The following is a 13,333-nucleotide window of genomic DNA, read 5'->3' on the forward strand; positions in this document are numbered from 1 at the left end:
GTCCGGGGCACGAGAGCGTGGCTTGAGCCCGGAGCCTCAGAACGCTAGCCTTCCCGCATGGACGCCGACGCCGCCCCCACCCGTTCCATCGCCGCCCCCTTCCGGGCGGCGTGGACGGCCGGCCGCCACGCGCTGTCGCGCGCGGCACGGCTCGCGCTCGACATCGCGCTGCCGACGCAGTGCGTGTCCTGCCGCGAACCGGTCGATGGCGAGGGCGTTTGCGCTTCGTGCTGGGCGCGGCTGTCATTCATCGAACGTCCCTACTGCCCGCGGCTCGGCATTCCCTTCGTCTATGATCCCGGCCCCGACATGCTGTCGATGGAGGCGATCGCGAGCCCGCCGGCCTACCAGCGCGCCCGCGCGGCCGTGCGCTATGACGACGTCGCGCGCACGCTGGTGCATGCGTTGAAATACCAGGACCGCACCGATTTGGCGCCCGCCATGGGCCGCTGGATGGCGCGCGCGGGCGGCGAGCTGCTGGCCGGGGCCGACATGCTGGTGCCGGTGCCCCTGCATTGGCGGCGGGCCTGGCGCCGCCGCTACAACCAGTCCGGGGCCCTGGCGCAGATCATCGGGCGGCAGAGCGGTGTCAGGGCGAGGGCTGCGGTGCTGCGCCGGGTGCGCGCCACCGAGCAGCAGATCGGCCTGTCGCGGGCCCAGCGCGCCACCAATGTGCAGGGCGCGTTCCAGGTATCTCCCGACCGTCAGGCCGAAATCCAGGGCCGCCGCATTGTCCTGATCGACGACGTCCTGACGTCGGGGGCGACGCTGGATGCCTGCGCGCGGGTCCTGCTCCGGGCCAAGGCCGCCCAGGTCGACGTGCTGGTCTTCGCCCGGGTTGTCGAGAGCGGCCCCCGTCCCATATAATTCAATGACTTCATGAGATGAGAGCGCCGGACGCCATGACTGCTGCTGTCGAGATCTACACCAGGCCGGGCTGCGGCTATTGTTCCGCGGCGAGGTCCCTGCTGACCCGCAAGAAGGCGACCTTTACTGAATTCGACGTCGCCAAGAACCCCTCCTGGCGGGACGAGATGTACGACCGCGCCGGCGAAGGCTCGACCTTCCCGCAGATCTGGATCGGCGGAACCCATGTCGGCGGCTGCGACGATCTCTACGCCCTCGATCGCGAAGGCAAGCTCGACGGCATGCTGGACAGCGTGAAGGCGGTGTCATGAGCGAGAACCGCACCTTCACGGCCGCCATGGTGCAGATGCGCACCGGCCTGATGCCCGGGCCCAGCCTCGAACAGGCCACGAAGCTGATCCGGCAGGCTGCGGCGGGCGGCGCCGACTACGTGCAGACGCCCGAAGTCAGCAACATGATGCAACTGAACCGCAAGGCGCTGTTCGAGCATCTGCAGAGCGAGGAGGACGACACTTCGCTGAAGGCCTACCGGGCGCTCGCGGCGGAACTGAAGATCCATCTCCATGTCGGCTCGCTGGCGCTGCGCTTCTCAGCCGAAAAGGCGGTCAACCGCTCCTTCCTGATCGGGCCCGAGGGCAATGTGCTCGCGAGCTACGACAAGATCCACATGTTCGATATCGAGCTGCCGGACGGCGAGAGCTATCGCGAATCCGCCAATTACCAGCCGGGCGAGACCGCGGTGATCTCCGACCTGCCGTGGGGCCGGGTGGGCTTGACGATCTGCTACGATTTGCGCTTTCCCGCGCTTTACCGCGCCCTCGCCGAGAGCGGTGCATACTTCATCACCGTGCCCTCGGCCTTCACCCGCAAGACTGGCGAAGCGCACTGGCACGTGCTGCTGCGCGCGCGCGCGATCGAGACCGGCTGCTTCATCTTCGCAGCTGCCCAGGCAGGCACCCACGAGAACAAGCGCGAGACCTATGGCCATTCGCTGATCGTCGATCCCTGGGGCGAGATTCTCGCCGAGGGCGATGTCGAGCCCGGCATCATCATGGCCAGGATCGACCCGGCCAAGGTCGAGACTGCCCGCCGCGCGATTCCCTCGCTCCAGCACGGCCGCCGCTTCGGCGTGTCCGATCCCAAGGCTGGGCCGGATCATTTGCACCTCGTGCGGGGATCGGCATGATCCGCTACGCGCTTCGCTGCGACCGCGACCACGGCTTCGAGAGCTGGTTCCAGAGCTCGTCGGCCTATGATTCGCAGGTCAAGCGCAAGCTCGTGACCTGCCCGATCTGCGGCTCCGCCAAGGTCGACAAGGCGATCATGGCCCCGCGCATCGTCGGCAAGAAGGGCCGTGGGCGCGCGGCGCCACCGCCGGAACCGGCGGCTGCCCCCACGCCCGAGGCAACACCATCAGGACCGACCTCGCTGATGCTGGCGCAGGAGAAAGAGCTGCGCACCAAGCTGAAGGAGCTGCGCGATCACATCGTGAAGAACGCCGACAATGTCGGCGAGCGCTTCGCCAATGAAGCCCGCGCGATGCACTACGGCGACAAGGAGCACCGTCCGATCTACGGCGAGGCCTCGCCGGAGGAGGCGAAGTCGCTGATCGATGAGGGCATCGAGGTGTCGCCGCTGCCGACATTGCCGGAAGACCGGAATTAGGCCCCCACCAGCACCGCCACACCGATGATGATCAGCGCGATACCTGCAAGCTCGCGCGGCGCGATCGGCTGCTTGAACGAATAATACGCCACCGCTTGCGCGAACAGCACCTCGATCAGAGCGAGCGTGCGGACATTGGCGGCGGCCGTCAGCGCGAACGCCAGGAACCAGAATTGTGACGCGAAGGCGCCCATGAAGCCGGCCAGCATCGACGGCTTCCACAGGCCGAGGATCGCCTGCAGCACCTTTGGCGCGCGCCAGAGCAGATAGATCGTCAGCACCAGCGTCTGCACGAACAGGCCGAGCACCAGCGTGAACGAGGCCGAGGTCACGAATGAGACGCCGGGAACGTTGATGATCGCACCGCGAAAGCCAACCGCAGACAGCGCGAACGCGGCAGCCGCAACGAGGCCGGTGATGGTCGGCTTCAATTCGGCAAAACTCTTCTCGCCGCCGGGCCTGAGCGCGGTGATGACGACGCCGACGGTCGCGATCACGATCGCCAGCACCTTCAGCCAGGTCAGGTGATCGCCGAGGAAGACGAAACCGAAGATCGCGGTCTGGATCGCCTCGGTCTTCAGGTACGCCGTCGTCACCACGAAGGAGCGATCGTTCATGGCGAGCAGCATCAGGCCGGTGGCGACGATCTGGCTGAGCGCGCCGAGCAAGAGCCACGGCCAGAACACGGTCGGCGGCATGCCCAGACGATCGCCGGTGGCGACCAGCACCACGCCGAGGAACAGCACCGAAAACGGGAAGCCGAACAGGAAGCGGATATTGGTCGCGCCCCAGGTCCCCAGCGGCTTCGTCAACGACCGCTGCATCGCATTGCGCGCGACTTGGCCGAGCGCAGCAACGAGGGTGAAGGGAATCCAGAGGCTGGCGATGGTGAGCATGGGGTGGGCGGGCATTAGCGGGAAATAACTGCGGCCAACCTGCAAGTTGAGGCCAGCGCGGTCAACCACACGGACGTCATGGGAGCGATGCTCTCGCCACAAACTCGGTGTCGTCCCTGCGCACGCAGGGACCCATAACCCCAGGGAGCAGTTTTGCGACGACTGCCAGCCCGCGCATCCAACACCGCGCCCCACCGACAGATCACGCGGTATGGGTCCCTGCGTTCGCAGGGACGACAGCATTTTCTGGGCCGCGTCACACCGTCAAACCAACAGATCACTTGGATCCCGCCACTCGGGATTATCGCGCTCGATCAGCTCGATCTTCCAGTCGCGCTTCCAGCGCTTGAGCTGTTTTTCGCGGGCAATTCCGCTCGCTCGAAGGATTCGGTGTAGACGAGGCGGTGCACGCCATAGCGCTTGACGAACTCCGAGCCCTTGCCGGCGCGGTGCTGCTCCAGGCGTTTCTGGAGAGAGTTGGTTACGCCGATGTAGAGCGTCCCATGATGGCGGCTGGCGAGGATGTAGACGTAGTACATGCTCGGGGCGCCTGATTGGGCTAACTAGACGGGCCTGTGGTTATGGGTCCCTGCGTTCGCAGGGACGACATCGGCAGAGGAGTCGCAACTCGCATCACACTCACACCATCCCTTCCGCCACCACCATGTAGTTCACGTCCATGTCCGACGAGAGCGTCCATTTGTCAGCGAAGGGGCTGTAGACCACGCCGGTCTGCTCGGTGATGACGAGGCGATTGTCGAGCAGGTATTTTGTCAGCTCGTCGGGGGTGACGAACTTGTTCCATTCGTGGGTGCCGCGCGGCAGCCAGCGCAGGACGTATTCGGCGCCGACGATGGCGAGCGCGAAGCTCTTCCAGTTGCGGTTCAGCGTCGAGACCACCATGAGGCCGTTCGGCTTCAGCATCGCGGCGCAGCGCTTCAGGAAGACGCCGACATCGACGACGTGCTCGACCACTTCCATCGCCAGCACGATATCGAAGCGCTCGCGCGGGTCGATCTCCTCCACCGTGGTACAGCGGTAGTCGATCGCAAGATGGCCCTTGTCGGCGTGCAGCTTGGCCGCGGCGATGTTGCTCTGGGAAGGGTCGACGCCGATGACCTGCGCTCCCAGCCGCGACAGCGGCTCGCACAACAGGCCGGCGCCGCAGCCGATGTCGAGCACGCGCAGGCCGCCGAGGCAGTTGAGGCTGCGCACGTTGCGCTCGAACTTGCGGCAGGCGGCGTCGCGGATGTAGCCGAGCCGCAGCGGGTTGATCCGGTGCAGCGGCGCCATCTTGCCGTTGGGGTCCCACCACTCCGCCGAGAGCTTCGAGAATTTTGCGATCTCGGCGGCGTCGACGGTCGAGCCCGGCTGCGGGCTGGCGGAGAGAGAAGTATTTTGCTGCATGCTCATGGTTACGCGCGGTCCTACCGCGTGGTGATCGAACTACGGAAGGCGAGCGGCGAGGCGATGGTCTTGATCGTCTCGATCCCCTCGCCGACGCCGCGAATCGTCACGTCGCCGTAGTTGAGAATACGTCCAAGGATGGTCTGATCGACATCGACGCTCTCGACCTTGTCGAGCGCCATCTCGAAGGTGCGGCGCTTGATGAAGCCGGTCTTGTGCACGACCCTGAGATTGGTGACGTCGGTCTCGGTGGTGAAGCGGTGGAACCAGCCCTTGAGGGTCCAATACACGGCCGCCAGCGCCGCGACACTTGCGGCTCCCAGGCAAAGCAAAACGAGCCAGTCGACGGCCGCCTGCCGCGACAGGATCAGCAGGCCCAAAGCCGCGATCCAGGCCAAAATCGCCGGAAAATAGAAGATCCAATGCGCATTGGTCGAATACAGCACCCGCTCCCCGGGCTGCAGGATTTCGTCAATATAGCGCGCCATAACCTCTGATAACCCATTGCCCGGATTGGCCGCAGCAGGAACCCGCTTGCCCCCGGCCCCGCCCCTCTGTATACGCGCGGTCGGGCCTGCGGCATCGCCTCGCGCGGGTCACCATACTTATCCTTATGAGGGAATGCACGCGTCGTCATGAGCCGCCTCGTGATGAAATTCGGCGGCACATCCGTCGCCAACATCGAACGTATCCGCAACGTCGCACGCCATGTGAAGCGTGAGGTCGACGCCGGCCACGAAGTGGCCGTGGTCGTCTCGGCGATGTCCGGCAAAACCAACGAGCTGGTGGCCTGGTGCACCGAGGCCTCGCCGATGCACGACGCGCGCGAATACGACGCCGTCGTCGCCTCCGGCGAACAGGTGACATCCGGCCTGCTTGCCATCGTGCTTCAGGGCATGGGCATCCAGGCCCGCTCCTGGCAGGGCTGGCAGATCCCGATCAAGACCAGCGACGCCCACGCCTCGGCCCGGATCGAGGACATCGACGGCAGCGAGATCATCAGCCGTTTCAAGGATCGCAAGGAAGTCGCGGTCATCGCCGGCTTCCAGGGCATCGACCCGAAGACCAACCGCATCACCACGCTCGGCCGCGGCGGCTCCGACACCTCGGCCGTGGCGATCGCCGCCGCCGTCAAGGCCGACCGCTGCGACATCTACACCGACGTCGACGGCGTCTACACAACCGACCCGCGAATCGTGCCGAAGGCCAAGAGGCTCGACAAGATCGCATTCGAAGACATGCTGGAACTGGCCTCCCAGGGCGCGAAAGTGCTCCAGGTCCGCTCGGTGGAACTCGGCATGGTCCACAACATGCCGATCTTCGTCCGCTCGAGCTTCGACAAGCCCGAGGATATCGACCCGCATGCCAACCAGCCGCCCGGCACGCTGATCTGCAGCGAGGAGGAGATCATGGAAAGCCACGTCGTCACTGGTATCGCCTTCTCCAAGGACGAGGCCCAGATCTCGGTGCGCCAGATCGAGGACAAGCCGGGCGTTGCGGCCTCGATCTTCGGCCCGCTGGCAGAAGCCAACATCAACGTCGACATGATCGTGCAGAACGTCTCCGAGGACGGCAAGACGACCGACCTCACCTTCACGGTGCCGGCGGCCGACTATACCCGCGCCAAGGACACGATTACCGCCGCCAAGGGCAAGATCGGCTACGCGCGGCTCGATACCGCCACCGACGTCGCCAAGATCTCGGTGATCGGCAGCGGCATGCGCAGCCATGCCGGCGTCGCCGCCCAGGCGTTCTCGGCCCTCGCCGGACGGAATATCAACATCCGGGCCATTACAACCTCCGAGATCAAATTCTCGGTTTTGATCGATACCGCCTATACCGAGCTCGCGGTGCGCACCCTGCACACGCTCTACGGTCTCGATCAGGCCTGAAACGCGACCATCGTCGCGCTTCAGGTTGTTGTTTGAGCATGGTCTTTCCGGAAAACCGTTTCGCACTTTCCGGACCATGCCTGGACTAATTTTCTCTTAGCGGTCGCAGCAAACGCGAAGGTGTACACACCTTCGCGTTTGGCAGGCGTTTTGCTTGGCAAAACAAGCCTCAATTCGCTATACGGCGAACAGGGTGGGCTGCCGCAGACTGTGTCCCAGTTAGGCGGCGCTGATTCGGTGCAAGCGCTAAATCTCCAGTGGATTTTGGGCTTGTGCCGGCGCCGGACAAACAAATTGGTTGTTTTTCTGGAATTTTAGGCCAGCCGCCGGCCGATACGGCCGGGCCGGGCACACGGAGGAGATTGACGGGACATGCGGAGCGCGTCGGGAGGTCCCCGCGTCTTGTTGAGACGGCTCCGCGAAACCATGGCGGAACAGGTCTCGGCCCAGGAGCGGCTGGACAAGATCGTGGTGCTGATCGCCGCCAACATGGTGGCCGAGGTGTGCTCGGTCTATGTGCTGCGCATCGACAACACGCTGGAGCTCTACGCCACCGAAGGCCTCAACCGCGAGGCCGTGCATCACACCGTGCTGAGCGCCCATGAGGGCCTGGTCGGCCTCGTCGCCAGCGAGGCGACGCCGCTCAACCTGAGCGATGCGCAAACCCACCCGGCCTTCTCGTTCCGCCCGGAGACCGGCGAAGAAATCTACCACTCCTTCCTCGGCGTGCCGATCCTGCGGGCCGGCAACACGCTTGGCGTGCTGGTGGTGCAGAACCGCGCCAAGCGCAACTATGTCGAGGAGGAGCTCGAGGCGCTGCAGACCACCGCGATGGTGCTGGCCGAGCTGATCGCCTCCGGCGAGCTGTCCGCGCTGGCCCAGCCGGGGCTGGAGCCTGCCGCGCGCCATTCCGCGCAGAAGGTCGGCGCGATCCTGTCGGAGGGCATCGCGCTCGGCCATGTCGTGCTGCACGAGCCGCGCGTCGTCATCAAGGACTACATCGCCGAGGACCTGCCCAAGGAAATCAAGCGGCTCGACACCGCGCTGGCCAAGCTCCGCGCCGATCTCGACCGCATGCTGGAGCGCGGCGACGTCGCCGAGGGCGGCGAGCATCGCGAGGTGCTGGAAGCCTATCGCATGTTCGCCAACGACCAGGGCTGGTCGCACAAGCTGCACGAGGCGGTCGCCACCGGCCTCACAGCGGAAGCCGCCGTCGAGCGCGTGCAGTCCGACACCCGCGCGCGCATGCTGCGCTCGACCGACCCCTATCTGCGCGACCGGCTGCACGATCTCGAGGATCTCGGCTACCGCCTGATGCGGCAGCTGGTCGGCCAGGACCACGCACCCTCGCGCGAGCAGCTGCCCGACAACGCCATCGTCATCGCCCGCGCGATGGGCCCGGCGGCGCTGCTCGACTACGACCGCAAGCGCCTGCGCGGCATCGTGCTGGAGGAAGGCACCGCCAACTCCCACGTCTCGATCGTGGCGCGCGCGCTCGGCATCCCCGCGGTCGGTGAGGTGCCGAACGCGCCCGGCATTGCCGATCCCGGCGATGCCATCATCGTCGACGGCACCTCCGGTTCGATCTATGTGCGCCCCTCGCAGGAAGTCGAGGCGGCCTTCGCCGAGCGCGTGCGCTTCCGCGCCCGCCGCCAGGCGCAATATCTGGCGCTGCGCGACCTGCCCTGCGTCACCAGGGACGGCCAGAAGGTCGAGCTGATGATCAACGCGGGCCTTGCCATCGACCTGCCGCATATCGAGGACACCGGCAGCGCCGGCATTGGCCTGTTTCGCACCGAGCTGCAATTCATGGTCGGCCAGAGCCTGCCGCGCACCAGCGACCAGCTGGCGCTGTATCGCACCGTGCTGGATGCGGCCGGCACCAAGCCCGTCACCTTCCGCACCCTCGACATCGGCGGCGACAAGGCGCTGCCCTATATGGAAGCCGTGATCGAGGAAAATCCCGCGCTCGGCTGGCGCGCGATCCGGCTCGGGCTCGATCGTCCCGGCCTGCTGCGCGGCCAGATCCGCGCGCTGCTGCGCGCCGGTGGCGGCCGCGCGCTGCGCATCATGTTCCCGATGATCTCGGAGGTCGCCGAATTCGATTCGGCGAAGGCGCTGGTCGAACGCGAGCTCACTTATCTGCGCCAGCACGGCCACACGCTGCCGGAGCGTATCGACATCGGCACCATGGTCGAGGTCCCCGCTTTGCTCTATCAGCTCGACGAGCTCTTGAAGAAGGTCGACTTCATCTCGGTCGGTTCCAACGATCTGTTCCAGTTCCTGTTCGCGGTCGACCGCGGCAATGCCAAGGTCTCCGAGCGCTTCGACACCATGTCGGCGCCGATCCTGCGCGCGCTGCGCGAGATCGCACGCAAGTCACAGGCGGCGAAGAAGTCGCTCTCGCTTTGCGGCGAGATGGCGTCCAAGCCACTTGGCGCGCTGGCGCTGATTGCGCTGGGCTACCGCTCGTTGTCGCTTTCGGCAACCGCGCTCGGTCCGGTCAAGGCCATGGTCATCGATCTCGATGCAAAGAAGGCCGAAGCCGTGCTCGGTCCGCTCCTCGACGCGCCGGCGGGCAGCGTCTCGATCCGGCAGAAACTGACGGAATTCGCCGAGGCCGAAGGCCTGGCGTTGTAGCGGGCCTGTCGCCGCTCCCTGCCGCCTCGCCTCCTTCCGCCATTTGAGACTGAACCGATGTCGTCACTCCCCGAAGCCAAACTGGACGTGCTCCTTGCACATCATGCCTCTCTCGAGGCCGAATCGTTGGGACAGCTCGCCTCCGAGCGCTACGTGCAGATCACGCGCGAGCTCGCCGAGATCACCCCGCTGATCGAAGCGGTGAAGGCATATCGGTCTGCCGTCAAAGAACTCGCCGACACCGAGGCGCTGATCGCCGATCCCGCGACCGATGCCGAGATGCGCGGCATGGCGGAAGCCGAGCGCGACGAGCTCGCGCCGAAAATCGAGGAGCTGGTCCAGAAGATCCGCGTCGCGCTGCTGCCCAAGGACGCCATGGACGACCGCAACGTGGTGCTGGAAATCCGCGCCGGAACCGGCGGCGACGAGGCTTCGCTGTTTGCCGGCGACCTGTTCCGGATGTACGAGCGCTTCGCTGCCTTGCAGGGCTGGAAGGTCGAGGTGATCTCGGCCAGCGAAGGCACCGTCGGCGGCTACAAGGAAATCATCGCGGAGGTGCAGGGCCGCGGCGCGTTCTCCAAGCTGAAGTTCGAGTCCGGCGTGCATCGCGTGCAGCGCGTGCCGGACACCGAGACGCAGGGGCGCATCCACACTTCGGCCGCGACGGTGGCCGTGCTGCCGGAGGTCGAGGACGTCGACGTCGACATCAAGAACGACGATTTGCGCATCGAGACCATGCGCGCGCAAGGCGCCGGCGGCCAGCACGTCAACAAGACCGAATCGGCGATCCGCATCACCCACATCCCGACCGGCATCGTGGTGATGATGCAGGACAGCCGCTCGCAGCACAAGAATCGCGCCTCCGCCATGAACATCCTGCGCTCGCGCATCTACGACGCCGAACGCCAGCGCGTCGATGCGGCACGGTCGGCCGAGCGCAAGGAGAAGGTCGGCTCAGGCGACCGCTCCGAGCGCATCCGCACCTACAATTTTCCGCAAGGCCGCGTCACCGACCACCGCATCAACCTGACGCTCTACAAGCTGCCGCAGGTGATCGCGGGCGAAGCGCTCGGCGAGTTGACCGACGCGCTGACCACCGAACACCAGGCCGCGCAGCTCGCCGCACAAGGCGCGGCAGCCTGATCCCTGCTCAGCGCACCTTTGCCAGGAACGATCGCAGGATCTTGCCCAATGCGGGTGCAGCGGCGCTCAGCTCGTCCAGGTGAATGCGCGAAAGCGAGCGAAGCTTCTGCTCGCCCTTGGCCGTCAGCTTGACCAGGACGCGCCTTGCATCCTCGGGATCGGCCTCCCGGCCGATCAGCTTCAACTTCGCCATGCGGTCCACCAGCTCCACCGCCGTATGGTGCCGGATCAGGAGGAAGCCGGCGATGTCGCCGACGCTGGCGCCGTTGGGGTCGGCCAGTCCCTTGATCGCCAGCAGCGCCTGGTGCTGCTGCGGCGTCAATCCGGCGTTCTGGGCCGCCGCTTCGCTGAAGGCGAGGAAGGTGCGCAGCTGGTAGCGGAATTGGGCGAGCGCGGCGTAGTCGGCCTCGCGCATCGCGCCGCCCCTCGAGGGCGCAGCACGCGCCGTGCGTCCAGTCTTCCGCTTCGAGTCAGCCATTCCGTGCCTTTCGACCTCCGCCCGCCAGCGGAGCGGGCGCTGCCGAGACTAGCAAGGAAGGCGGGGCGGAACCACCGATGGGCCTCGCAGATGCACAAATATAGCGGGCTTTGCAGCCCTCCTATTCGAAGTTGGAGAGCAGGATCTTCACCAGGATGACCTGAAACGCGATCGGAATACGAACGCTCTTCCGCCTGATCGAGCGCTGGAGCGCACTGGCGATCTCGGCGCTGGTCAAGGCGCCTTCGGATGCATTCGTGATCAACTCGCCCCACATCTGCGACAGCGAGCCGCCGGGCGGGATCACCGGCTTGATGGTCACGCCGCAGCCCTGCGCCCAGTCCACGATCTCCCGCATGGTGTGAGGACCGCAATTGCGCGTCGTCGCAAGCCGCTCCGCCGTCAGTGCGAGCAGCAGCTCGCGCGAGGGCGACCAGGTCCCCTTCGGCGGCTGCTCGCCGGTGAGCTCGACCGCGAGCTCCTTCAGGACATTCTGGGCCCGCACGCTCAGTCTCTGCATCGGCACCGGCGTGCGCTTGGCCTGAACGGAGCCGATGGCCGGCCCCCGCTGCCCGGCGGACCGGCCGCGCGACTCCGGCATGCGCGAGGCATCGCCGGACTGCGGCGATGCGCGCTGGTCGCTTCCCTCCCCGGCAGGCCACGCCGCCTCCTGCCGCTCCGCCTCTTGCGGCCAGGACCGTCGCTTCCGGGTACCCGCTACTGTCGTCTGCCGCGGCATCTCTCTCGCCGAACCCGCCAATCTCGTACTCACAAAGACTAATATATATCGTGATCCGATATGTTTTCACGCGATAATTCTCGTCGTTCGACCAAAGGCGAAATTGACAGATGGTGCTCACGAGCAATGTTTAGGTCCAGGAGCTACACGCGGATGTGACGTGCCCGGTGCAGGCAGGCCTTTCGAGGCCGGTTGCCGCCGGACAGGTCGTGTTTTGCCTGCAAACAAGAACGATATCCGGAGGAAACGATCATGACCGACCATCTCATTCGCCGTGGCCTCTCGCGCCGCGGCCTGCTCCAGACCACGGCAGGCCTCATCGGCGGCTCGGTGCTGCCTGCGATGCCGGCCTTCGCCGAGGACAAGCCGGGCGTCGGCTCCTATCCCGCGGGCGTTTCGGGCTCCACCGCCTTCATCGGCATCTCGGTGCCGCGCACCGGCACCTATGCCGTGCAGGGCGAGGACGAGCTCAAGGGCTATCAGCTCGCGATCGAGCACATCAACAGCGGTCACGACCTGATCAAGAAGATCTCGCCGAAGACCAGCAAGGGCGTGCTCGGCAAGGAGCTTAAATTCGGCGTCGCGGATTCCGCGGCCAAGCCGAACGAGGCGGTGCAGGCGCAGCAGCGCTTCATCAGCGAGAACAAGGCGATCATGATCACCGGCGGCACCTCGAGCGCCGTTGCGGTCGCGCTGAACAAGCTCGCCCAGCGCGAGAAGGTGATCTTCGTCTGCGGCATCTCCGGCTCGAACGACACCACCGGCAAGGACTGCGTCCGCTACGGCTTCCGCCAGAACTTCTTCGGCCAGACCGCCGCGGCGGCGATCGGCCCCGTCATGGTCAAGGAGTTCGGCAAGGGCAAGAAGGCTGCGTATCTCACGCCTGATTACACCTACGGTCACACCGTCACCAAGTCGATGCAGGACTTCCTTGCGACCGCCGGCTGGACCACCGTCACCAACCAGGTCGCGCCGCTCGGCGCGCCCGACTATTCCTCGTATCTGCTGAACGTCGCGAATTCCGGCGCCGACGTGCTGATCAACGTCAACTGGGGCCACGACGCGGTGCTGTCGACCCAGCAGGCCAAGCAGTTCGGCGTGCTCGACAAGATGAAGCTGGTCGTCCCCTACCAGGTGCCCTTCATCGCGCGCGAGACCGGCGGGCTGATGCAGGGCGTCTACGCCGCGACCGACTATTGGTGGACGCTCGAGGACAAGTTTCCGCTCGCCAAGATGTTCAACGAGGCCTTCGAGAAGAAGTACGGCTACAAGCCGGAATGGGGCGCGGAGAACGCCTATGTCAGCTTCGCGCACTGGGCCCGCATGTGCGAGCAGGCCGGCAGCTTCAACCCGCCCGACGTGATCAAGGCCTATGAGAAGGGCGAGACGCTGCCGTCCATGGTCGGCGACGTGCATTACCGCCCCGAGGACCATCAGTGCGTCCGCCCCGTGATCATCGTCAAGGGCAAGCAGCAGAAGGACATGAAGACCAAGGAAGACTGGTACGATGTGGTCGAGATCGTGCCCGGCGAAGGCTTGATGCAGAAGCCGGACGCCTTTGGCTGCCATCCCGGCGACTACAGCTGAGCTCGCGCTAACCCCCTGT

The 13,333-nt window shown here is 65.7% G+C and carries 13 protein-coding genes and 1 pseudogene; 8 read left to right on the top strand and 6 right to left on the bottom strand.

The annotated features are described in order from the left end of the window. Positions 1–57: 57 nt before the first annotated feature. The 4 genes from GDN70_RS01245 to GDN70_RS01260 are packed head-to-tail and all read left to right on the top strand — an operon-like array spanning position 58 to position 2,532. Complete coding sequence (locus GDN70_RS01245) at positions 58–867, top strand: ComF family protein (protein ID WP_038972801.1); 810 nt, start codon at positions 58–60, stop codon at positions 865–867. A 35-nt stretch (positions 868–902) separates the two neighbouring features. Beyond that, positions 903–1,178 carry a glutaredoxin 3 gene (gene grxC, locus GDN70_RS01250; protein ID WP_028141893.1) on the top strand — a complete coding sequence of 92 codons (276 nt, stop codon included), beginning with the start codon at positions 903–905 and terminating at the stop codon, positions 1,176–1,178. Further along, positions 1,175–2,053, top strand: coding sequence for a carbon-nitrogen hydrolase family protein (locus GDN70_RS01255; protein WP_038972802.1), 879 nt, complete (start codon positions 1,175–1,177; stop codon positions 2,051–2,053). Before grxC ends, GDN70_RS01255 begins: the two co-directional genes overlap by 4 nt. Further along, a complete protein-coding gene (locus GDN70_RS01260) occupies positions 2,050–2,532 on the top strand; it encodes a DUF1178 family protein (RefSeq protein ID WP_038972803.1) in 483 nt (160 codons plus the stop codon). The genes GDN70_RS01255 and GDN70_RS01260 overlap by 4 nt, the downstream gene beginning before the upstream one ends. Here the strand turns inward: GDN70_RS01260 and GDN70_RS01265 are convergent. The 4 genes and pseudogenes from GDN70_RS01265 to GDN70_RS01280 form a co-directional block, all read right to left on the bottom strand. Next, positions 2,529–3,428 (bottom strand): EamA family transporter, encoded by a 900-nt coding sequence (locus GDN70_RS01265; RefSeq protein WP_028141896.1) that lies wholly within the window; start codon positions 3,426–3,428, stop codon positions 2,529–2,531. The two genes, GDN70_RS01260 and GDN70_RS01265, sit on opposite strands and share 4 nt — an antisense overlap. A gap of 264 nt (positions 3,429–3,692) precedes the next feature. Next, positions 3,693–3,967, bottom strand: a pseudogene (locus tag GDN70_RS01270) (GIY-YIG nuclease family protein). 100 nt (positions 3,968–4,067) lie between these two features. Then, positions 4,068–4,841 carry a bifunctional 2-polyprenyl-6-hydroxyphenol methylase/3-demethylubiquinol 3-O-methyltransferase UbiG gene (gene ubiG / locus GDN70_RS01275; RefSeq protein ID WP_161966326.1) on the bottom strand — a complete coding sequence of 258 codons (774 nt, stop codon included), beginning with the start codon at positions 4,839–4,841 and terminating at the stop codon, positions 4,068–4,070. Between the two features lie 14 nt (positions 4,842–4,855). Beyond that, positions 4,856–5,323: a PH domain-containing protein gene (locus GDN70_RS01280; RefSeq protein WP_028141898.1), complete on the bottom strand. Its 468-nt coding sequence runs from the start codon at positions 5,321–5,323 to the stop codon at positions 4,856–4,858. A gap of 147 nt (positions 5,324–5,470) precedes the next feature. On the opposite strand from GDN70_RS01280, the gene GDN70_RS01285 reads away from it, so the two are divergent. The 3 genes from GDN70_RS01285 (at position 5,471) to prfA (ending at position 10,510) form a co-directional block, all read left to right on the top strand. Beyond that, positions 5,471–6,727 (top strand): aspartate kinase, encoded by a 1,257-nt coding sequence (locus GDN70_RS01285; RefSeq protein WP_038950271.1) that lies wholly within the window; start codon positions 5,471–5,473, stop codon positions 6,725–6,727. A gap of 372 nt (positions 6,728–7,099) precedes the next feature. Then, positions 7,100–9,367, top strand: coding sequence for a phosphoenolpyruvate--protein phosphotransferase (ptsP, locus tag GDN70_RS01290; protein WP_038950269.1), 2,268 nt, complete (start codon positions 7,100–7,102; stop codon positions 9,365–9,367). A 57-nt stretch (positions 9,368–9,424) separates the two neighbouring features. After that, positions 9,425–10,510 (top strand): peptide chain release factor 1, encoded by a 1,086-nt coding sequence (gene prfA / locus GDN70_RS01295; RefSeq protein ID WP_028141901.1) that lies wholly within the window; start codon positions 9,425–9,427, stop codon positions 10,508–10,510. Between the two features lie 7 nt (positions 10,511–10,517). Here prfA and GDN70_RS01300 read toward each other — a convergent pair whose 3' ends face one another. Together GDN70_RS01300 and GDN70_RS01305 are read right to left on the bottom strand one after the other, a co-directional pair. After that, positions 10,518–10,988 carry a MarR family winged helix-turn-helix transcriptional regulator gene (locus GDN70_RS01300; RefSeq protein WP_028141902.1) on the bottom strand — a complete coding sequence of 157 codons (471 nt, stop codon included), beginning with the start codon at positions 10,986–10,988 and terminating at the stop codon, positions 10,518–10,520. A gap of 121 nt (positions 10,989–11,109) precedes the next feature. Next, positions 11,110–11,589: a hypothetical protein gene (locus tag GDN70_RS01305; protein WP_049801891.1), complete on the bottom strand. Its 480-nt coding sequence runs from the start codon at positions 11,587–11,589 to the stop codon at positions 11,110–11,112. A 390-nt stretch (positions 11,590–11,979) separates the two neighbouring features. Between GDN70_RS01305 and GDN70_RS01310 the strand changes: the two genes are divergently transcribed. Next, positions 11,980–13,314: a substrate-binding protein gene (locus tag GDN70_RS01310; RefSeq protein WP_038972807.1), complete on the top strand. Its 1,335-nt coding sequence runs from the start codon at positions 11,980–11,982 to the stop codon at positions 13,312–13,314. The last annotated feature ends 19 nt before the right edge of the window (positions 13,315–13,333 follow it).

It is taken from the genome of Bradyrhizobium sp. TM102, assembly GCF_009176685.1.
GTDB lineage: Bacteria > Pseudomonadota > Alphaproteobacteria > Rhizobiales > Xanthobacteraceae > Bradyrhizobium > Bradyrhizobium ottawaense.